Source organism: Labrenzia sp. C1B70, from assembly GCF_000475395.1.
GTDB lineage: Bacteria > Pseudomonadota > Alphaproteobacteria > Rhizobiales > Stappiaceae > Roseibium > Roseibium algicola.
Genome location: NZ_AXCE01000006.1, coordinates 134,983 through 156,093, shown reverse-complemented (window position 1 = coordinate 156,093; position 21,111 = coordinate 134,983). Strand labels below are relative to the sequence as shown.

Below are 21,111 nucleotides of genomic sequence, written 5' to 3'. Positions count from 1 at the left end.
ACAGTGCTCTGGCTGCGACTAACCCAATTTCAGCTCCGGTAGCGCCGCCAGCTGTCGTAGGTAAACACCACCAGCGCAGCCCAGATCATGCCAAACGTCATCAGCTTGGTCGGGTCCAGCGGTTCGCCCCAGATATAAATCGCCATCAGGAAGTGCATGGACGGCGCCATGTATTGCATAAGCCCCAGCATGAAGAGCGGCAGGCGCCGGGCGGCAGAAGAAAAACAGATCAGCGGCAAGGCCGTGACAATGCCCGTCCCCACGAGGGCGAGCAGGACCGGCGGATCGTTCAAGACCATTGCGTCGACACCCCAGCTGAGGCCCAACAGCATGTAGCCGGCGGCGAGCGGAAACAGCACAAGCGTTTCCACGAACAGTCCCGGAGTTGCCTTCACGGGCGTCACTTTTCGCACGTAGCCGTAGCCTGCGAAGGAAAACGCCAGCACCAGAGACACCCACGGCAACCCACCTGCCAGGATCGCCTGCAGAACCACCGCAATGGCGGCAACACCGACAGAAATCCCCTGCCAGGTCGTCAGTTTTTCCCTCAAAACGAACAGGCCAACCAGAATGCTGACCAGCGGATTGATGAAATAGCCGAGCGAAATATCGAGCACGTGATTGTTGGAAATTGCCCAGACGAAGGTCAGCCAGTTGACGGCAATGAAAGTGGCAGACGCCGTCAGCCCCATGAGCACCTTCGGCTGGCGGAAGACCTCGCGCACTTCCTGCCAGCGGCCGCGCGAATAGAGAAACAGACCGACAAACAGCACCGACCAGAGGATCCGGTGAGACACCACAAGATCTGCTGGCACGGTATCGGTCAGTTTGTAATAGGCCGGGAGGAAGCCCCACATGCCGTATGCCGCCAGGCCAAACAGAAGGCCCTGACGGAATTCGGCATTCGCTTCGGTGCTGGTCACCGTCTGCGACATGGCATTGCCTTTCTGGCGCCCGAAAGGCGCGTGACCAGGATCAGGCCACGTTGGCTTTCATCAGCGCGAATGTAATGGAGTCGACCAGGGCCTGGAAAGAGGCGTCGACGATGTTGGAGGATACCCCGATCGTGAACCAGCGCCGGTGCGTGACTGTGTCCTGGCTTTCGATCAGAACGCGCGTGACAGCGCCCGTGCCACCATTGAGGATGCGCACCTTATAGTCAATCAGTTCCAGGCCGTCGATGGCAGACTGGTATTTGCCCAGATCCTTTCGCAGTGCCATGTCCAGCGCGTTGACCGGGCCGTTGCCTTCAGCAACCGACATTCGGGTTTCGCCGTCGATATCGACCTTCACCACGGCTTCCGAAACCGTAACCAGATCGCCGATTGCGTTAAACCGGCGTTCCACCATCACGCGGAAGGATTCGACAGCGAAGTAACGCGGCACCTCGCCCAATTCCCGGCGCGCGAGCAGCTCGAACGACGCGTCGGCAGCCTCGTAGGCATAGCCTTCGGCTTCCCGTTCCTTGACCTTCGCCAACAGTAAGTCAAGACGCGGGTCTGACTTGTCGACTTCGATGTCCACCCGGGCCAACTCTCCCAGAAGGTTGCTCTTGCCGGCCTGGTCGGACACCAGCACCCGCCGCTGGTTGCCGACACTTTCCGGTGCGACGTGTTCATAGGTCTGCGGATCCTTCAGGATCGCCGAGGCATGAATACCGGCCTTTGTGGCGAAGGCGGTTTCACCCACATAGGGGGCCTGCCTGTCCGGCGACCGGTTGAGGATTTCATCGAACGCATGGGAGATTGAAGTGATCTCTTTCAACTGAGCGTCGCTGACACCGATTTCGAACCGATCGGAGAATGCCGGTTTCAGCTTGAGTGTCGGGATCAGGGTGATGAGGTTGGCGTTGCCGCAGCGCTCACCCAGACCGTTCAAGGTTCCCTGGATCTGCCTTACGCCGGCATCTACTGCCGCCAGTGAGTTGGCGACCGCGTGACCGGTGTCATCGTGGGTGTGGATGCCGAGATGCGTTCCGGGAACAACCTCCTGCACCTTGGTGACGATGTCGAAGATCTCGTCGGGCAGCGTGCCGCCGTTGGTGTCACACAGAACGATCCACCGCGCGCCTGCATGGTATGCCGTGCGGGCACAATTGAGCGCGTATTCCGGATTGGCCTTGAAGCCATCGAAGAAATGCTCGCAGTCGATCATCGCTTCCTTGCCGGCAGCAACGGCTGCGGTAACGGTCTCGTAGATCGAATCGAGGTTTTCCTCGTTGCTGCAACCAAGCGCGACCCGAACATGGTAGTCCCATGCCTTGGCCACGAAGCAGCAGGCATCGGAACTTGCGGACAGCACGTCCTGAAGCCCCGGATCGTTCGCGGCCGAGCGGCCTGCGCGCTTGGTCATGCCAAACGCGGTGAACGTTGCCTTGCGCGTCCGCTTTTCACTGAAGAACTCACTGTCGGTCGGGTTGGCACCCGGATAGCCACCTTCGATGTAATCGACGCCAAGCCGCTCCAGAAGTTCGGCAACCACAACCTTCTCGTTGACAGAGAAGTCGACCCCGCTGGTCTGGGCGCCGTCACGCAATGTCGTGTCGAAAAGAAAAAGCCGTTCCTTGGTCATATCCGTATCCTGAGCAGCGTCGGGGCTGTCTTTTATTCGTTGTCATTTGCCCCGGTGCGAACCGGTGGCCAGGTTTCCGTGTCGTGATCGGGGTGCTGGAACGAAACGAGCGACGCCAGAAAAGGCGCTGCCTCCATATCGTCTTCCGTCACCCTTTCGGGAATTTGAGCCATGCTGTCGGCATAAGGCAGCTTTGCCTCGACGCCGAACTGGATGCTGGGCGGGATTTGCGATGGATCGTCAAAGGTCCCGATGGCCAATGCAATGCCATCCGGCGCTTCATAGGTCAGCGGCGTACCGCAATCGGCGCAAAAGCCCCGGGTTGCGTGATTGGAACTCTGGAAGTGCTTCAACGATCCACGTGTCCAGACAAGCCTGGATGTTTCGGGAACACTGACCAGTGGCGCGTAAAAGCCACCAAAGGCCTTCTGGCACATGCGGCAATGACAAATGGAAGCCTCGCCCAATGGCCCTTCCACCTTGAACCGCAAGGCACCGCACTGACAGCCTCCGGTATGGATCTCCGTCATCCGCCCCTCACTTCCCAATGATCCGTGTCATGATCGGGATGCTGATTGTTGGTTGCCGTGACATCATTGATCCCACCTGGCAGGTCGTCCCGATTTGACTGCGTTTCGTTCAGTTCGAAAAGATGCCCATAGAACGACACTCGCCCCTCGACACCGGACTGTTCAACCGGCGTGACTGCGGCAACATCGTCCAGGCTGCCATGGGTAAAGGAAATGTGGTCGTCGCCAATCGTATCAAAGGCCAGCGGCGTGCCGCAGGTTCCACAGAAACCCCGGCGGACAGGCTTGGAAGAGTGGAACCAGGAGGGTTCGCCGCGGGTCCATTCAAAATCGGACTTCGCAGCACCGATCAACGGCAGAAAGAAATTCCCCGACGCCTTCTGGCACATGCGGCAATGACACAGATGCGGATGACCGACCTTTCCCGTCACCTGGTAACGCACCGCGCCGCACTGGCAACCGCCGCTCAGCTTTTGAACATTATCGCCCATCAGAAACTCTCCCTGCCGTGTGATCGGAGAAAGCTGCTTCAGCACCGCCGCGCCGAACCGCGGAAAAAAGGCTGGTAACTTGCGCCTTACTCTCCTCTTGCGAGGAAGATGTCCGCGCTAGCAGACAGAGGAGGGTATCCCGTCTTTCCGCCCGGCTCGGTCTCACCGCTTGACCTCCCAGGTAGTAACGCGGGCACCGGTTTCTGAGTCTTTTGAATCCTTTAGAAGAATTCCCTGAGACGTCAGTTCATCGCGGATCGCGTCAGCTTCCGCCCAGTTCTTGGCATTGAGGGCCTCCAGGCGTTTTTCGATGGCTGCCTGAATGCCGGCCTCATCAACGCCAGACAAATCCGCCTTGACCGGATGAACGCCGAGGAGCGCGGCAGATGCCGAGTAAACATCCAGCTTGGCAGGGTCCTTGGAAGCCTCGACGGCGAGCGCATGGAGCGCCTGAATGGCGCCTGCGGTGTTCAGGTCGTCCAAAAGGGCATCAAGCACCTCGGCGGCAGGGGCTGCATCCGTTTCGACCGGATCCGGCCAACGGGCGAGAAGGTTTTCAGCTTCTTCAAGCTTGCGTTTGGAGAAATCGATCGGCTCTCGATAGTTGGTCATCAACATGGCAAGGCGCAGCACTTCGCCCGGCCACATGCGGCCGCCGAAACTGTCCGTTTCCAGAAGCTCCTGAATGGTGAAGAAGTTGCCCTCGGACTTGGACATCTTCCGGCCTTCCACCTGCAGGAAGCCGTTGTGCATCCAGTAGTTGGCCATGACCTTGGTGCCATGAGCGCAGCGGGACTGGGCGATTTCGTTTTCGTGGTGCGGGAAGATAAGGTCCAGCCCTCCGCCGTGAATGTCGAACACTTCACCCAGATGGTGCGCACTCATGACAGAGCACTCGATGTGCCAGCCCGGACGCCCCCTGCCCCACGGGCTGTCCCAGCCGGGCTCTTCTTCAGAAGACAGTTTCCAGAGCACGAAATCTCCGGGGTTCTTCTTGTGAGCATCAACCGCAATGCGAGCCCCGGCCAGCTGCTCGTCCAGCTTCCTCTTTGACAGGCCGCCGTAGTCGGGCATGGACTGGGTGTCGAACAGAACTTCACCGCCCGCCTGATAGGCGTGTCCCTTTTCGATCAGCGCCGCGATCATCTCGACCATGCCGCTGATATGCTGGGTTGCGCGCGGCTCGATGCTCGGCTCCAGCACCCCCAGAGACCTGATGTCCTTATGGAACTGGTCCGCAGTCTTCTGCGTCACCCGGGCAATGGCTTCATTGAGCGGCAGATCGGGAAAGTCACGAAGTGCGCGTGCGTTGATCTTGTCGTCAACGTCAGTGATGTTGCGCGCATAGATGACGTGGTCGGCACCATAAAGATGGCGCAGAAGCCGGAAGAGCACATCGAAGACGATGACCGGTCGCGCGTTACCGATGTGGGCAAAGTCATAGACGGTCGGTCCGCAGACGTAGAGACGCACATTCCCGTCATCGATCGCCCGGAAGTCCTCCTTCTGGCGCGTCAATGTGTTGGTGAGCTTCAAGCCCTTGAAAGTGCCGGATTTCTCTGTCTCAGCGGCGCTCATGTCAAACGGTCTCCTGGCCGGCTGGCCGGGCGGTCCGTCTCAAAGGAATTTTTGCCAAGAGGGAACGGCCACAGCCAGCGGTGTCGCTAGCTGCAAATAATGGTGATCGAAATGATGTTCCGTGTGGCCGTCATCATGGAGCGCTTTATGGACCGGAAAACAGAACCCGGTCAAGGCTGCAATTGCCGCTGAAACGCCAATTTCCGTGCCTTGTGGCCGCAACGCGTCACTCCCACGAGCGATAACGGATCGCGCGCTTTTCCTGTAGCGGCAACAAACGGGATCGGCTTTGCAATGGCAAGGAAGCTTAACGCAGTTCAATTATGCGCAAGATGCACTAGACTTTCCCCGTTGGGAATCAGAGGGGGTATTTCCGATGGGAATATTTTGCACGTGCCGTAACAGACATCTTGGTCTTCTTTTCACGCTGGCAGCGTTTTTGTCCGGACCACTTTCGGCACCATATGTCCAGGCACAAACCGCGGCACCGGCGACCAGCGAGACCCAGGTCGTTCCGCTCCCTGTTTTCGAGGAACCGCAGACGCCGATCGCCAGGGCCATTCAGGCGCAAGTTTCTACGAACCTGCCCGAAGGTCTTGCACTCTATTATGGCGAACGCGCTTTCGCACCGGTCTGGTTCAACGAGAATGGCCTCACGGAAGACGCTCATCTGACCATTGCCGCCATGGCGGCGTCGAACGATCATGCGCTCAACCCCAACAATTACGATCCCCTCGGCTTCATAAAGCGTTCGGAAACTTCCCAGAGCGAGCAGGAATGGGCCCAGTTCGATCTGGACCTGTCCGTGCAGTTCCTGCGCTATGCGACCCACCTCTCCTCCGGCCGCGTTCAACCCAACAAGGTCAACAAGGCGCTGAACGTGTTTCCGGATCGGCCTGATCCGAAAGTGCTTTTTGAAAATGCCGAACAGGCTGTGGACTTCGGGGCCTTTCTGGAAAGCCTCGCACCCCAGACCGACAATTATGCCCGCCTGAAGCGGCGCCTTGCCCAATACCGGGAGAAGGCTGCTGCCGGCGGCTTTACCCAGGTTCCGGATGGTGACGTTCTGAAACCAGGCATGAGCGATCCGCGCCTGGAGGTTTTGCGAACCCGGCTCATGGAAGAAGACATTATCGTTGCCGGAGATCACACCGGTGATGTCTATGACGGCGCCCTGGTGGAAGCCGTCAAGCTGTTCCAGGAGTACCACGGCCTTGAAACCGACGGTGTCATCGGCAAGGCGACAATTGCCCAGCTCAACATTCCGATCCAGGAAAAGCTCATCCAGATGGAGCTCAACATGGAGCGGCGTCGCTGGATGCCGGATGATCCGGGACAGTTCTACGTCTTCGTCAATCTGGCAGACCAGAACCTGAAGGTGGTGCGGGACGGAAAGACCATTCACACGGCGCGGGTCGTTGTAGGCAAGCCCTACCACGCAACGCCGGTGTTTTCCGACCGGCTGGAATATGTGGAAATCAACCCGTACTGGAACGTGCCCTATTCCATCGCGACAAAGGAGTATCTGCCGAAACTCAAGCAGAACCCCACGGCGCTCAGCAACAAGAGCATCCGGATCTTCCAGGAAGGCAACGAGGTCGCGCCGACACAGGTTGCCTGGAACAGCTATTCCGGTGGCAATTTCCCGTTCCGGCTGCGCCAGGACCCGGGTGAGGACAATGCGCTTGGTCGCATCAAGTTCATGTTCCCCAACCAGTTCAACATCTACATTCACGACACCCCGTCGAAATCCCTGTTCACCAGAGCGGAGCGCGCCTTCAGCCACGGCTGCATTCGTGTATCGGATCCTTTTGCCCTGGCGGATGTTCTTCTGGTCGATTCCGACGCCACTCCGGGTAAATGGGAAGCCATTCGCGACAGCGGCGAGCGTACGGTCGTCAAAACCAAGGTCGAAATCGACGTGCACCTCACCTACCTGACCGCGTGGATGAACAAGGACGGATCAACACATTTCAGAAAAGACATCTACGACCGCGACAAGGTGCTGCTGGAAGCGCTTCGCAGAGCGATGACAGAGAACCTCTAGAGGCATAACATACTGTTCTAATTGAACTTTACTTCCGTTTAGATATCTGAACGGTAGCTGAATGCGGCACTCAGCATGGGTTCAAGCCGGCCCCACTAATCTCCAGTCAATCGAAACGGATTGCCATCTGGAGTTACCCATGCTGAACCGCCTCTTCGTCATCTTCTTCCTGGCCCTCATCCTGGGTGGCCCGTTTGCAGCCATCATCGCAATCACCGACGGCACCAAGGCGTTTGGCCAGGAAGCCCAGCAAAAGGGCATGTGCCTGACTACCGGCACCGGCTGCGGCAACGGGAATATCATTGTCACGGTGGCCAGTCGGATATAAAAGCGCGCTCGCAGGCATTGCGGGAGCCGGTGAACGTTCACCTGAAAGCGCGTGTACCTTCAAAGTTGTTTCCACTTGAAAAGAGTGGGAATCTTGTCTGAGATTGGTCGCACACAGGACATTCCAGCCTCTTTGCTTGCAGTTTACTCCGATGTTTGGCAAGGTTGTCCCATGGACTACAAAGCACTTGAAGATAAAGCAGAATCCGCGGCGGAATTCTTGAAGATGATGGCATCCGCGCCGCGATTGCTGTTGATGTGTCTTGTCCTCGACAACGAACGCAGCGTTGGCGAACTGGCAGAAAAAACCGGCATGCGCATGCCGACCGTCTCGCAGCAGCTCGCCCTTCTGCGCGCGCAGGGTCTCGTCACGACCCGCCGCGAAGGCACGACCATCTATTACCGGCTCGCCAGCGAACCGGTACGGGACATCATGTCCGTGCTTTACAAGAACTTCTGCGCGGATGCCGAACTGCCCGGCCCAATGCAGCTGGAAGCACTGGACGCGGACTGACCTGCAAGGTCAGGCTTCTTTCAGCTCCAGCAAATCTCTGACATTTTCCCGGAACGCGGCAGCCCGCTCGATAGCCCAGTCGCAGAACCGCCTTTGCTGCGGTCGCATTACACGGCCACTTATCGACAAGAGCCGGTAACGATAGCCTGTCTGAACATGTTTTGCGGGACCAAAGGGCATTATCAAGTGCCCGCCAACCAAGGCGTCAAACGCTTCCGTGACGCCGCAAAGCACAAGGCCCTGGCCGGACAGGGCTGCTTGCATTCCCGAACTGATCCTCGAGAAGCGTACCCCTGAGACCTTTTTGCCCGTAGTGACGCTGAAGGTTAGCAACCAGTCCTGCCAGCTTGCCCATTTGGGATCAGGTGTCCTGTTGTCCAGATGCACAAGAGGCACATCAGCCAGGCTTTTCAGCTCTTGCGAAACACCATAATGGTCCGCGAACTGCGGCGTGCAAACCGGAACAACATAGTCGCCGAAGAGATCGATCGCATCCAGTCCCGACTCAGGTGGCGGACTGTAGCGAATTGCGAAATCGAAGCCGTCGGCAGCAAGATCGATCCGCTTGTTTGATGCATTGAGCCTGAGATCAACCGCAGGATTGAGACGATAGAAATCCGAAATACGCGGCGTAAACCAATTTTCGGCGAAGGATTCAGGAAGCGTTACAGAAACCTGGTTGGCTGTGCGCACCCGCCTCAGTTCCATCAAGACGTCATCGAGAATGGACAAGCCGCCTGTCAGTCTATCCTTGACGCGTAGTGCTTCATCCGTCGGCTTGGCCCCCGTTGAACTGCGCAAAAACAAGGTTCTGCCCAGATAGGCCTCAAGTCCCCTGATCTGCTGGCCGACCGCTGCTGTTGTGACGCCAAGTTCTTCCGCCGCAGCCCGGAACGTTCCTGTCCTCAGCACGGCCTCGAAAGCTCGTAATGCGTTCAGATGCGATACTTTCATACGCCTATTACTAAAGATTTTCTTTTCACGTAGCGAGACAAAATGAGCTGACCTTCCGGAAAATCGGAGCGATCCTGTCATCTGTAAACCGACTGACCTTGTCACGAGGGAAGAAAAAGTTTCGCCCCATCTTCCACGGAAGGACTACCAGGATGAAGAAGTACGTCATCGAACGGGATATTCCGGGTGCTGGCAACATGAGTACCCAGGATCTCGCAGCAGCCTCACGGAAATCCAATGAAGCGCTGGCAGAATTGGCACCGTTCATACAGTGGCAACATTCCTACGTTGCCGGGGACAAGACCTTCTGCATTTATTTGGCAAAGGACGAAACCACGATCCTTGAACACGCCCGTCGCAGCGGTTTTCCAGCCAACAACATCACCGAAGTGGCATGCGAAATCGATCCGACAACTGAAAACTGTAAAGGGGCGTGAACATGCTCGCTCCCTACACCCTCTTCTGGGAACGTTTATCCGGCGCCATCGCACCACAAGTCATGCTTGAAGAGCTGGATGTCAGTCATTGTCTTGTTCATGTTGACATGACAGCAGGCGATCATCGGCAGGAAGCGTACCGGTCACTAAACCCCGTGATGCGCATTCCTGCGCTCCGGTTGCCGGATGGCAAGGTCATTGGCGAAAGCTCCGCAATAATGCTTGTCCTCGGCGAAGCGCATGCTGGCTCCGACCTTGTCCCCGCACCGGACGATCCCGACAGGCCGGAATTTCTGTTCTGGCTGACATCCATGGCCGCGAACGGTTACCCGATTTTTTCCCGTGCCTGGCACCCCGAACAATTCACCACCAACGCCGAGGCCAATGAGAGTGTCCGGCAGCGTGCGGAAAGCCATCTAGCGGAGTTTTTCGCTGTCATGGACGGTGCTATTGCCGGCCGCCCCTATTTCCTGCCACGTGGCTTCACCGCACTGGACATCTATCTGGCGATGCTAAGCGAATGGTCTGCAGACCGTCAGGCCTTGTTTGAGGCCAATCCACACGTCGGTGAGCTTTGCAGGGCTGTTCGGGAAAGACCGGCCTACAGAAAGGTGCTGGAAATGCACACTGCTCCCTTGGCCGCCTGACGCCCGAACAACAAAAACCAGTTCCTCAGTCCTGGACGAAATCACCGCATTTCGGGGGCTGCTGATCTCCCCAGGGCATCAACGGCACGGTTGAGGTCGAGTTTTTAGGGCTGCCTTCAATCAGCTTGTCGGAATAGACCAGATAGACAAGAACGTTTCGCTTGGCATCGCAGCCACGGACGATCCGCATTTTCTTGAACATGAACGAGCGGCGCTGGCGGAACATTTCCTCGCCCTGTTCGAAGTTCTCCTTGATGGTGACCGGGCCAACCTGACGGCACGCCAACGATACGTCAGAGACTTCTTCCGCAACGCCGAGCCAACCGGAAACGCCGCCTTTCTCCGGAACGGTGAAGTGGCAGGAGACACCGTCGACAATCGGGTCGTCTATGGCGTAGGTCGCCAACTTGTGGTCGGGCGTCAGGAACTTCCAGACGGTTGATTTCTTGAAGATCAGATCAGGCTCATCCGCCGCAAGAGCAGCGCCCACGCCTTGCAGCAGCAAAGATGCGCCAAGAGCGGCGGCGACCAGAAAACGCATTAGAAATCCTCCAGATTTTCAACCGCCCAACATGTGGGGATCACGAAAGCGCGATCAAGCGTCAGACGAAAAACAAAGCGCGCGCCCATCAGGCGCGCGCCTCATAACTTCATCTTACCGGGTTTTCGACGCGATGTTAGCGGGCGTCTTCAAGAACCTTGTCTGCGGCCGCCTTTTCTTCAGGAGCCGGTGTATCCGACGGCTTTTCGTCCTCGACGATGTCCTCGGCCGATAGATCCAAGTCTTCGCTGTCTTCCGGCTGCTCCTCTTCTGAACCGAGTGCAAGCGAGGCAGCAAAATCGCTGTCCGAGACCAGATCGGATGCTTGTGCTTCTCCGTCATTTGCCGGAGCCTCTTCCGAGACTTCCGCTGAGGGCGAATCGGCGACTGCCATTTCCGCCGCAACCTGCTCCGGTGCCCCCTCACTCAGGCCGGCTGTTCCGTCCAGGGCATCGTAAAGATCGGCGATCCGTTCCCGTGTCCATATCTGGGGCTGGTCGAGGCCAAGAGCTTCGTCATAGGCCCGGGCAACGCTTATGGGCAGATGAAATTCAAAGTCGGCCTTCGAGCCGAAACGGGCAGCAAGCGCGTCACGAACAGCCTGGAAAGTATCCTTCAGACCAAGGCTCTGCTCGACGCATGCAGCTGCCGCGTCCCGCAAGGTCACGACAAAATCACGGGTGGTTTCAACGGCCGTTGCCACGGCTTGCGCACCGATGGCGGATTTCCCGCGTCCCGGCATCAGCGCAGTCGGACGAAACGCCGTGATGCGGTCGAGCGCGCGCGGCCAGTCGGCCAGATGGGCATCTCCGCAATAAGGAACAGCGGCTTTCTGAACCAGATCTCCCGCGAAGATCACGCCACTTTGCGGAACCCATACGACCAGATCGCCCATCGTATGGGCGCGGCCCAGATGCATCAGCCGGACGTCCAGCCCGCCAAGGTCGATGGTCATTGAAGATGCAATGGTCATGGACGGCATGCTTACACCGGTGTTGCCGGGTAGTCCGGCGAACAGTGCCGCATCCCGCTCCCGGGCCACGCGGATTTCCTCGACGCCGCGCGTTTCCATCATCCGTCTGGTCAGATCGGAAGCAATGACCTCGCCTGGCTCGAATGCCAGGGCACCAAGTGTGTTGTCTGAATGGAAGTGCGTCAGAACAACCTGTTTGATCGGCTTGTCCGTGAGCTCGCGAACCTTCTGCAGAACCTTTTCCGCAAGGGCCGGTGTTGCCTGGGCATCGACAATCAGAACGCCTTTTTCGCCGATGACCACGCCGGTGTTGGAACAGCCATCCGCGCTATAGGCATAACAGCCGCGTCCAAGCTCTTCGAACCGTTCGTTTTCACCCGGAACGGCTTCGGACCTGTTTGTCATCTCTACCATAACGGTCTCGCTTTCCTGCCAGATGTCTGACTGCCTGTTTCGGCCTGCGCGAACTTTGCCGCGCTTTTTCCTGTTGACTGAAGCGTCTCAGTTTCGGTGTCTGATTCGCAATTTTTCACGCGCCAATTCCTTAACTATTCTCTCTTTATCAACAGATAGGTCAGCTCTTTCGCCGTATTTTGACTGCACCTGACAAAGCTCTTCGCCATACTTGCTTTCAATCCTGCTACTTTTTCGTAGCTGCCCGGGGTGTCTTTCCGGGGTTATTCAACCGGATATACTTGCTAGTCACAGAAAATGGCCGGATAACGGCATTGTTCATCTGCCTGCCCAATCAGGCTTAACGAATCTCCAAGGCGTCGACTTATCCATGTCCGATCAGCAAGGGTCCAAATCCACTGTTTCCCCAGGCAAGGTACCTTCCAAACCTGTCCTGAAGCTGAGCGCATTCCTGCCTTACAGGCTCAACCATCTGGCCGAGACCGTCAGCAGGTCCTTTTCCAGAATTTATGCCGACACCTACGGTATCGGGATTCCCGAATGGCGAGTGCTTGCCACTCTTGGCGAATACAAGGCCATGACCGCACGAGATATCAGCCAGGCAACCTCCATGCACAAGACCAAGGTCAGCCGGGCTGTCGCCGCCCTGGAAAAGCGCGACCTTATTGTGCGCGACAAGAACAGGGACGATCAGCGGGAACAGACCCTGTGCCTCTCTGATCAGGGCAATGCCATGTACGAAGAAATTGTCCCTCAAGCCCTCGCCTACAGCAAGAGCCTGGAAGACGCGCTGACAGAGGAACAGAAATCGGTCCTGGACGAGATTTTCGACCGTCTGCACGAGGCCACCCGATCCGGCGAAAGCGACTGAAATCCTGCGTGGTCCTACCGCTCCGCCATTAACCTAACGTGAGAGCTTTCATTGCTATTGATAGGTCCAGCAGCGATAGTGCCGGGGTCGGTTTAAGGCCGATACGGCGTGGCAAAAACGCTGTAGGGGATGGGTGATGAGACGTAGCTGGTCTGCCAGGTCCAAGGTAATGGCACGCGCTGTCGCGTTTGGTGCCGGGCTTGTGCTGAGCGCACATACCGCGAGCGCGGCCACCTGCTCCAGCCTGAAGGCTGAACTGCAGCGGCTGGAATCGCGTTCGACGGCACAGTCTCCCGCAGCCCAGAAATGGACCACCGCCAAATCCCAGCAGCAAAAGGCCATCAATGCCGCGGAACGGGATGCAAACTACTTCGGCTGCGCATCAAACGCATCCCCCAAATGCAGTGGTCTAAATGACAAGATCAAGCGCATGAAGGCCAACCTTTCTGCAATTGAACGTCAGCTTGCGAAGTCCGGTGGCGGATCGTCGAAGAATGCAAAACGTGCAAGGCAGATCCGGGCCTCGCTGGCAAAACAGAAATGCGATGCCTCGACCCGCGAAGCACGACAACAAAATGCCAGCGGCGAGGACAAGCCGCAGTCTCTTCTGGCACGCATCTTCAACCCGCAGCCGCGCGTCGAACTTGCCTCCGTAACGACGGGCGACCGGGAAATCGCTTCGGTGCGCCGGCAAGCCCGCAGCGAAACCAAACGATATTCCCTGCCTTCCGGTGGCGCATTCCGGACCGTATGTGTCAGAACCTGCGACGGCTATTTCTTCCCGGTAAGTTTTTCGACGGGGAAGAGCCAGTTTGCCAACGACGAAGCAAGATGTTCGGAAATCTGTCCGGCTGCGGAAACCGAGCTATACGTCTATCGCAACCCGGGTGGCGACCAGGCCCAGATGATGTCTCTGGCCGGCAACCTCTACTCCGAACAGCCCTTCGCCTATCGCTACAAGAGCGAATTCGTTGAAGGCTGCAGTTGCCGTGCAACCCGGCAATCGAAGGCGCAGTCGACCTGGACGGATCTCAGTACCGGCTCGGGAAACAGGGTATTCTTCACCGACATCAGCGCCGGCCTTCCCAGGCGGACACTTCAGCCAAGCCGCGGTGGAACCTACGAACACGAAGAAGACCTTCCCTCTCCGCTGACCAGAACCCCGCTGACCAGAACGCAGCTTCCGCGCTTTGAAGATCCCGACACGCTCATGAACATGGAAAAGGGCTTCGACGTGTCGGCGCGGCTTGATCTCGCCGCGACACGACTTGAGCGCGACGAGGACAAGGTTGCTTCAAGTTCCGGTTTCAAGGACGGTTTCCCGGTCCTGTCGATCCATTCCCCCAAGGAAACGGATGACGAGGAACTGGCGGCTTTTTCGCCTGTGTTCAAGGCAGAAGACGACGGTTTTAGCGCAGCGCCGGACCGAAAGGCCCCTGTCAGGGTAGTCGGTCCAGAATATTTTGTCGCCCAATAAGCGGCAGCAAGGCCTTCATGTCCGGACCGTGATCCATCCCGGTCAGCACCCTGCGCAATGGCATGAACAGGCCACGACCCTTACGGCCGGTTTCAGCCTTCAGAGCAGACGTCCACTCTCCCCAGGTCTCCAGCGTGATGTCGCCTTCGGGCAGCAAGGCCTTTGCACCTGAAACGAATTCCTGGTCTTCGTCCTCGATGCGGCTTTCCACGGGACCTGTAACGACCTGCCAATAGGCACGCGCGTCGTCAACTGTTTCGCAGTTGCCACGCACGGTATCCCAAAAATCAGCGCCCCGACTGATGCCCATTGCTGCAAGACGGCTCTCCACCGCCTCGAAGGGCAGATCATGTACGAGACGCGCGTTGAGGGATTTCAGCTCTTCCGGATCGAACTTTGCGGAGGATCGCGAAACACTGGTCAGGTCGAATTTCTCGATCAGGGCATCCATGGACGCAACCGGCTCGACCGCCTGACTGGTTCCGGTCAAAACGGCCAGGGAAGCGACCGCCATTGGCTCAAGCCCGGCCTCGCGCAGCGAACCTATGGACAATGCCCCCTTGCGCTTCGAAAGGCCTTCGCCATCGATCGTCGTCAGGAGATTGTGATGACCGAATACCGGCGGCTTTGCCCCCATCGCCTCGAAGATGGCAATCTGGACGCCTGTGTTGGAGACGTGATCTTCGCCGCGGATGATGTGGGTCACATCCATGTCGATGTCATCGACAATTGAAGTGAAGGTGTAGAGATACGAACCGTCCGCACGGATCAGAACCGGATCGGACATGGAGGCCAGATCGATCGTCTGGTCGCCGCGGCACAGATCCGACCAGGCGACATCCGTACGTCTGGTTTCAAACGGGTTGCCGTCGTGGTTCGGCAGGACAAAGCGCCAATGCGGCTTGCGGCCTTCGGCTTCGAAAGCCGCCCGCTCTTCGGCGGTCTGCTTCAGGCCTGCACGGTCGTAGACCGGAGGTCTGCCGAGCGCTCGCTGGCGCGACCGGCGGCGTTCCAGTTCATCCGGCGTTTCGTAACACGGGTAAAGCAGGCCCGCATCTTTCAGCTTCTGCGCCGCGGCATCGTAGTTGGCGATCCGGTCTGATTGCCGCTCCTTCAGGTCCGGTTCTATCCCGAGCCAGTGAAGGTCGGTCTCGATGGAATCGGCATATTCCTGCTTCGAGCGGACGAGGTCCGTGTCGTCGAAACGCAGGATGAACCTGCCGCCCATCTTCTTGGCAAAAAGCCAGTTGTAGAGCGCAGGACGGATGTTGCCGATGTGGATATGGCCGGTCGGCGACGGCGCGAAGCGAACAGTGACGGTCATGGCGATGAGTTAGCCGGGGTTGAACCGGACGGCAACCCCAAACTACCGGACCTTATGAAGAATGTTCGGAAGACCGGTAGGTGCGCGACACGAACCCGAGCACACCGCAGAAAACGAGGCAGTAGCCCCCCATTACCATGACCTGCAGGTCGAACGAGACACCTTTGTCGATCAGCCAGCCGACGAGACCCGGACCGGCCGCGGAAGCAAACACCATCACCGAAAACGCGACAGACCGAATGGCCCCCATGTGCCGCGTGCCGTAAACCTCCGGCCAAAGCGCGCCCACCAGCGTGCTGTTGAAACCGTTCGAGATGCCGACAAGCAGCATGAAAACGAAAGCAGCTGCTGGCGCGTGGAAATTGGCGAGCACGAAACAGGCCAGTGTCAGGGGAACAAGGGTGAATGGCAGCAACTGACGCGCGGAAAACCGGTCGATCAACGGGCCTATCACCAGGGATGCACAGACCACGCCGGATGCCATCAGCAGGAAGGCGCTTGCAAACAATTCCAGCGTCCACCCTCTCAGTTCCACCAGATAGACCTGGTGGAAGAAGATTGCCGTTCCGATAAAGGCCGGCGCGTTGACACCGCAGTTGACCAGCCAGAAGCGGACATCGCGCAGCGCTTCCCCTCGTGTCCACTGGCGGCCTTCCGGTTTGGCCGAGGCCGTTTCGAGCGCGGAAGGGATGCGGTCCTTTGCCAGGAGCGTCAACAAGACCGGCAGGGCGACAACAGCCAGCACGATGGCCGATACCGTCCAGGCACCGCGCCACCCGAAGGCATTGGCCAGAACAACGAAGCACAGCGGAAACAGCGCTTCTGCCGTCGGAAAACCGAGAACGGCGATCGACACCGCCCGGCCCCGCTGCGCAGTGAACCATCGCCCGGCAGCGGTCACCGACGTGTGTGTCATCATGCCCTGCCCGCACAGCCGCAGGCCATAAAAGGCAAGTCCGACCATCCATACGGAAAACGTGTTGGCCATCGCCAGGCAGAACAGGGCGAGACCTGTCATCACCACCGCTGCGATCTTCTGTACCGGGAAGTGATCAAGGCTGCGACCGACATAAGGCAGGGTCAGGGCACTGCCGAGGGTCGCCACCATGTAAAGCAGGCCAATGTCACCGTGACTGAGACCGAACTCCGCCCTGAGGTCTCCCGCCGAGAGCGAGATGAAAAACGTCTGCCCGAAGCCGGAAAAGACCGCGAGAAGGTAACTGGCGGCAAGCCAGCGGGCGTTTTCACGCAGGAAGGAGAAATAGGTCATCGAGGCAAAAGCCCACTTTCAACAAACAACTGACGATTCACAAAACAACCCACCCCGCGGAAGCGCGAAGCGCTGTCTCGAAGGATGAGGCGGTAGCTTTCTGCCACGCCCGTTCAAATTCAAACGATCAGATTCCGCGAAACATCAGCCAGGCAAGCACTGATGAATGCCCTGCCCTTCAAGAGCGGTCGCGGAACCTGTTGGTGATGGGATATCGCCGGTCCTTGCCGAAGTTGCGCTCGGTGATCTTCACCCCCGGAGGCGCCTGCCGGCGTTTGTATTCGGCAATATAAAGAAGATGTTCGATCCGGTGGATCAGTGCCCGGTCGTGACCGCGTTTTTCAATGTCGCCCACCGACATCTCGTCTTCCACCAGACATTCCAGGATATCGTCGAGAACATCGTAAGGCGGCAGGGAATCCTGGTCTGTCTGGTTTTCACGCAGTTCGGCAGTCGGCACCTTGGTGATGATATTGGACGGAATAACCTCTCCACCCGGACCAAGCAGCCCTTCCGGCAGGTTGGCATTGCGCCATGCGGCCAGGTGATAGACCTGCGTCTTGTAGAGATCCTTGATCGGATTGTAGCCACCGTTCATGTCGCCATAAAGCGTGGCGTAGCCGACCGACATTTCCGACTTGTTGCCGGTGGTCATGACCATGCGCCCGAACTTGTTGGACACCGCCATCAGGATGACACCACGCGCGCGCGATTGAAGGTTTTCTTCGGTCGTGTCTTCGTTCGTGCCGGCAAACAGATCGCTCAGCGCCGATCTGAAGCCTTCAACCGGTTCGGAAATGGGCACAGTGTCATAGCGGATACCCAGCGCGTTGGCGCAGGCGGCCGCATCGGTGATGCTTTCCTCCGAGGTATAGCGATAGGGCAACATGATCGCATGGACCTTGTCGGCACCGAGCGCATCAACCGCCATTGCCGCGCAGATGGCCGAGTCGATACCACCGGAAAGACCCAGTACGACCCCCGGAAAGCCATTCTTGGTGACGTAGTCTCCAAGGCCCATGACGCAGGCACGCCAATTCGCCTCATCGAGTTCCGGAAGCCTTGCAAAAGTGCCGTTCTCGCAAACCCAGGTCTCGCCCTCGCGCTTCCAGTCACTGATACCGAGAGCTGCTTCAAACTGGGGCATCTGGAATGCCAGCGAGCGATCGGCAAGAAGCGCGAAAGAACCGCCGTCGAAAACAAGCTCGTCCTGCCCGCCAAGCTGGTTGCAGTAGATAAGCGGCAATCCGGTCTGGACCACACGCGAAACAACCACCTGCAGACGGTGCTCCGCCCGGTGTTCCCAGTAGGGAGAGCCATTGGGAACCAGCAACAGCTCCGCGCCGGTTTCCTCCAGACACTCGCAAACCTCGTCGTTCCAGATGTCCTCGCAGATCGGCAAGCCGATGCGCACACCGCGGAAATCGACAGGTCCGGGCAACGGGCCTGCGGCAAAAACCCGCTTCTCGTCAAAGACGCTATAGTTTGGCAGGTCGTACTTGTAGCGAACGGCCTTGATCTCACCCTGGTCCAGCAGCAGGGCGGCGTTATAAACTTTGCCTTCCTCGCTCCGCCATGGAGACCCCAGCACGACGCCCGGACCGCCATCTGCGGTTTCACCGGCAAGGGTTTCGGCCGCCTCCATGCAGCGCCTGACGAAAGCCGGTTTCAGAACAAGGTCTTCCGGCAAATACCCGGCGAGCATCAGTTCGGAGGTCAAGACAAGGTCTGCCCCTTGAGAGGCGGCTTCCTGACGGGCCTTGCGAACGAGCTCTGCGTTACCGGCCACATCGCCAACAGTCGGGTTTAGCTGCGCGACAGCCAGTCTGAAACGGTCTGAAATCATCGGAAAATTACCAGGAAGTGACATTGCTTTCTGGTGTAGCTGCTAGATCGGCGAACGTCCAATCTGAATTTGCATACGTCCAGAAGTAGATTTGCCGGCACCTGTCAACAGCCCGGTCGTGACGGGCCATGCCTGAAGGCATCGTCAGAGCAAGGCGAGCCCGGCTTGATCGGCTGAAGGTTCCGATGCTGCCGTGGACGAGATGTCCGTGACATTCAGTTTGCGCAGCGGCTGCTGATGCCCGGGGCCGAGAAGACCTTTCGAGCGCCCATGCATCTCCTGCCGTTCAAGGATTTCGCCGATGTGACGATACAAGATGGCAGGAGCGATCGGTTTGGCGACGAACCCGTGAATACCGATCTCGATGCCTTCCAGGATTGTCGCGCGCTTGGCATGGGCAGTCACGATCAGAACCGGCGTGGTGCTGACCACAAGGTCCCTGTCGGCACGAAGGATGCGGAGAAACTCGTTGCCGCCAAAAGGGCTCATCACCCAGTCGCAAAGCACAATGTCCGGCTTGCGGTCAACGACCATTTCCAGGGCTTCCGCACCATCGCTGGCTTCATAGGCCGAACGGATGCCGAAGCCCGCCAGCACGGAGCGGAGGATCGAGCGCATATGGGGATTGTCTTCCGCAATCAGGCAGGAAACCTTCGTCAGATCCCACTTATCGCGCACAACTCAAACTCCCCACTACACCCGTTTCCCTAAAAAGAAGGTATGCGCGTCGAGCGTTAAGCGAGGCTTACCTCAGGGCACGTTCATCCGGAAAATTCCGGAAAAAACGCAAAAGGGCGGCAAATGCCGCCCTTTCAGATAACGTAACGGAAGAGGCAATCCTCTTTATGCGCTTGCCGCAAGCGGCTCGACCTGCCGGCCGTCGCGTTCCTTCTTCAGGTTTTCCGCGATCAGGAATGCAAGTTCCAACGCCTGATCCGCATTGAGGCGCGGGTCGCAATGGGTGTGGTACCGGTCGCCGAGCTGGTCCTCGGTCAGGGCGCGTGCCCCACCCGTGCACTCGGTCACGTTCCGGCCGGTCATTTCGATGTGAACACCACCGGCATGCGTGCCTTCCGCCCGATGAACCGCAAAGAAGGCTTCCACTTCTTTCAGGATCCGGTCGAACGGACGGGTCTTGTAACCGCCAGCGGAAATGGTGTTGCCATGCATCGGATCGCAGGACCAGACCACCGTCTTGCCTTCCCGCTCGACAGCGCGAACGAGCTGCGGCAGGTGGTCGAACACCTTGTCGGCGCCGAAGCGGGCGATCAGCGTCAAGCGGCCCGGTTCGTTTTCCGGGTTCAGGATGTCGATCAGCTCCAGCAGACCATCCGGTGACATGGATGGGCCACACTTGAGGCCGATCGGGTTCTTGATACCGCGGAAGAATTCCACATGGGCGTGGTCCGGCTGACGCGTCCGGTCGCCGATCCAGATCATATGGCCGGAAGTCGCATACCAGTCACCCGAGGTGGAATCGACGCGCGTCAGGGCTTCTTCGTAGCCAAGCAGTAGAGCTTCATGGCTGGTGAAGAAATCAGTCGACCGAAGCTGCGGAACGCTATCGGCGTTGATGCCGCAGGCCTTCATGAAGTTCAGCGACTCCGAAATGCGGTCGGCCAGTTCCTTGTAGCGATGGCCCTGAGGGCTATCGGAAATGAAGCCGAGCATCCAGCGATGAACCTGGTCGAGGTTTGCGAAACCGCCCTGCGCGAAAGCGCGCAAAAGGTTCAGCGTGGCTGCCGACTGACGGTAAGCCATGGCCATGCGGCCCGGATCCGGGATACGGCTTTCCGGGGTGAAATTGATGTCGTTGATGATGTCGCCGCGGTAGCTCGGCAGCTCGACGTCACCCTTCTTCTCGAAATTGGAAGAACGCGGCTTGGCGAACTGACCGGCGATCCGGCCGACTTTCACAACCGGCTGGCTGGCGGCATAAGTCAGCACGACAGCCATTTGCAGGAAGACGCGGAAGAAATCACGGATGTGGTCGGGATGATGCTCGGCAAAGCTTTCGGCACAGTCACCGCCCTGGAGCAGAAAACCGTTGCCCTGCGCGACATTTGCCAGCTGGCTCTTCAGCGCACGTGCCTCACCTGCAAAAACCAGCGGCGGATAAGTCGACAGGCGCTGTTCAACATCCGCCAAAGCCTCTTGATCCGGGTATTCCGGAACCTGCAAGATCGGCTTCGATCTCCAGCTGTCCGGGCTCCACTTCTCCGCCATACTTCCTACTCCTCACTGGACCCGCAGGTTCGTTTCACACCCTAGATCACGCGGTCCGCGACATTTTCGTTCG

At 58.2% G+C, this 21,111-nt stretch carries 20 protein-coding genes; 7 read left to right on the top strand and 13 right to left on the bottom strand.

From position 1 onward, the window contains the following. Positions 1 to 29: 29 nt before the first annotated feature. From rarD to cysS, 5 genes are all read right to left on the bottom strand, one after another. Positions 30 to 935 (bottom strand): EamA family transporter RarD, encoded by a 906-nt coding sequence (gene rarD, locus Q666_RS42475; RefSeq protein ID WP_023003924.1) that lies wholly within the window; start codon positions 933 to 935, stop codon positions 30 to 32. Positions 936 to 975: 40 nt separating this feature from the next. After that, positions 976 to 2,571: a citramalate synthase gene (gene cimA, locus Q666_RS42470; protein WP_023003923.1), complete on the bottom strand. Its 1,596-nt coding sequence runs from the start codon at positions 2,569 to 2,571 to the stop codon at positions 976 to 978. A gap of 32 nt (positions 2,572 to 2,603) precedes the next feature. Next, positions 2,604 to 3,101, bottom strand: coding sequence for a GFA family protein (locus tag Q666_RS42465; protein WP_031270712.1), 498 nt, complete (start codon positions 3,099 to 3,101; stop codon positions 2,604 to 2,606). Then, complete coding sequence (locus Q666_RS0133000) at positions 3,098 to 3,592, bottom strand: GFA family protein (RefSeq protein ID WP_031270710.1); 495 nt, start codon at positions 3,590 to 3,592, stop codon at positions 3,098 to 3,100. The genes Q666_RS42465 and Q666_RS0133000 overlap by 4 nt, the downstream gene beginning before the upstream one ends. A gap of 162 nt (positions 3,593 to 3,754) precedes the next feature. Continuing rightward, positions 3,755 to 5,170 carry a cysteine--tRNA ligase gene (gene cysS / locus Q666_RS42460; RefSeq protein WP_023003919.1) on the bottom strand — a complete coding sequence of 472 codons (1,416 nt, stop codon included), beginning with the start codon at positions 5,168 to 5,170 and terminating at the stop codon, positions 3,755 to 3,757. Positions 5,171 to 5,609: 439 nt separating this feature from the next. Here cysS and Q666_RS42455 point away from each other — a divergent pair, with 439 nt between their 5' ends. The 3 genes from Q666_RS42455 (at position 5,610) to Q666_RS42445 (ending at position 8,058) form a co-directional block, all read left to right on the top strand. Further along, positions 5,610 to 7,217, top strand: coding sequence for a L,D-transpeptidase family protein (locus Q666_RS42455; protein ID WP_023003918.1), 1,608 nt, complete (start codon positions 5,610 to 5,612; stop codon positions 7,215 to 7,217). 139 nt (positions 7,218 to 7,356) lie between these two features. Then, the gene (locus Q666_RS42450) at positions 7,357 to 7,545 is read left to right on the top strand and encodes a hypothetical protein (RefSeq protein ID WP_023003917.1); all 189 of its coding nucleotides are present in this window, start codon (positions 7,357 to 7,359) and stop codon (positions 7,543 to 7,545) included. A gap of 171 nt (positions 7,546 to 7,716) precedes the next feature. Then, a complete protein-coding gene (locus Q666_RS42445) occupies positions 7,717 to 8,058 on the top strand; it encodes a metalloregulator ArsR/SmtB family transcription factor (protein ID WP_023003916.1) in 342 nt (113 codons plus the stop codon). A gap of 9 nt (positions 8,059 to 8,067) precedes the next feature. Here the strand turns inward: Q666_RS42445 and Q666_RS42440 are convergent, their stop codons facing one another. After that, positions 8,068 to 9,012 (bottom strand): LysR substrate-binding domain-containing protein, encoded by a 945-nt coding sequence (locus Q666_RS42440; protein ID WP_023003915.1) that lies wholly within the window; start codon positions 9,010 to 9,012, stop codon positions 8,068 to 8,070. 152 nt (positions 9,013 to 9,164) lie between these two features. On the opposite strand from Q666_RS42440, the gene Q666_RS42435 reads away from it, so the two are divergent. Further along, entirely contained in the window at positions 9,165 to 9,449 is a 285-nt protein-coding gene (locus Q666_RS42435) for a DUF4242 domain-containing protein (RefSeq protein WP_023003914.1), read from the top strand. Between the two features lie 2 nt (positions 9,450 to 9,451). Beyond that, positions 9,452 to 10,096 carry a glutathione S-transferase family protein gene (locus tag Q666_RS42430; protein ID WP_031270706.1) on the top strand — a complete coding sequence of 215 codons (645 nt, stop codon included), beginning with the start codon at positions 9,452 to 9,454 and terminating at the stop codon, positions 10,094 to 10,096. Between the two features lie 25 nt (positions 10,097 to 10,121). On the opposite strand, the gene Q666_RS42425 is transcribed toward Q666_RS42430, so the two are convergent. Continuing rightward, positions 10,122 to 10,637: a CreA family protein gene (locus tag Q666_RS42425; RefSeq protein ID WP_023003912.1), complete on the bottom strand. Its 516-nt coding sequence runs from the start codon at positions 10,635 to 10,637 to the stop codon at positions 10,122 to 10,124. 136 nt (positions 10,638 to 10,773) lie between these two features. Next, complete coding sequence (locus Q666_RS42420) at positions 10,774 to 12,024, bottom strand: MBL fold metallo-hydrolase (protein WP_208994016.1); 1,251 nt, start codon at positions 12,022 to 12,024, stop codon at positions 10,774 to 10,776. A gap of 370 nt (positions 12,025 to 12,394) precedes the next feature. Here Q666_RS42420 and Q666_RS42415 point away from each other — a divergent pair, with 370 nt between their 5' ends. Further along, a complete protein-coding gene (locus Q666_RS42415; protein WP_023003909.1) occupies positions 12,395 to 12,895 on the top strand; it encodes a MarR family winged helix-turn-helix transcriptional regulator in 501 nt (166 codons plus the stop codon). A 136-nt stretch (positions 12,896 to 13,031) separates the two neighbouring features. Next, positions 13,032 to 14,372: a DUF2865 domain-containing protein gene (locus tag Q666_RS42410; protein ID WP_031270704.1), complete on the top strand. Its 1,341-nt coding sequence runs from the start codon at positions 13,032 to 13,034 to the stop codon at positions 14,370 to 14,372. Here the strand turns inward: Q666_RS42410 and gltX are convergent. The 5 genes from gltX to Q666_RS42385 form a co-directional block, all read right to left on the bottom strand. Next, a complete protein-coding gene (gene gltX / locus Q666_RS42405) occupies positions 14,335 to 15,696 on the bottom strand; it encodes a glutamate--tRNA ligase (protein WP_023003907.1) in 1,362 nt (453 codons plus the stop codon). The two genes, Q666_RS42410 and gltX, sit on opposite strands and share 38 nt — an antisense overlap. A gap of 52 nt (positions 15,697 to 15,748) precedes the next feature. Continuing rightward, on the bottom strand, positions 15,749 to 16,966 hold the full coding sequence (locus Q666_RS42400) for an MFS transporter (protein WP_023003906.1): 1,218 nt from the start codon (positions 16,964 to 16,966) through the stop codon (positions 15,749 to 15,751). Between the two features lie 178 nt (positions 16,967 to 17,144). Further along, a complete protein-coding gene (locus Q666_RS42395) occupies positions 17,145 to 18,812 on the bottom strand; it encodes an NAD+ synthase (RefSeq protein ID WP_023003905.1) in 1,668 nt (555 codons plus the stop codon). Positions 18,813 to 18,956: 144 nt separating this feature from the next. Then, on the bottom strand, positions 18,957 to 19,490 hold the full coding sequence (locus tag Q666_RS42390) for a response regulator (RefSeq protein WP_023003904.1): 534 nt from the start codon (positions 19,488 to 19,490) through the stop codon (positions 18,957 to 18,959). Positions 19,491 to 19,655: 165 nt separating this feature from the next. Next, complete coding sequence (locus tag Q666_RS42385; RefSeq protein ID WP_023003903.1) at positions 19,656 to 21,038, bottom strand: class II 3-deoxy-7-phosphoheptulonate synthase; 1,383 nt, start codon at positions 21,036 to 21,038, stop codon at positions 19,656 to 19,658. Positions 21,039 to 21,111: the final 73 nt, after the last annotated feature.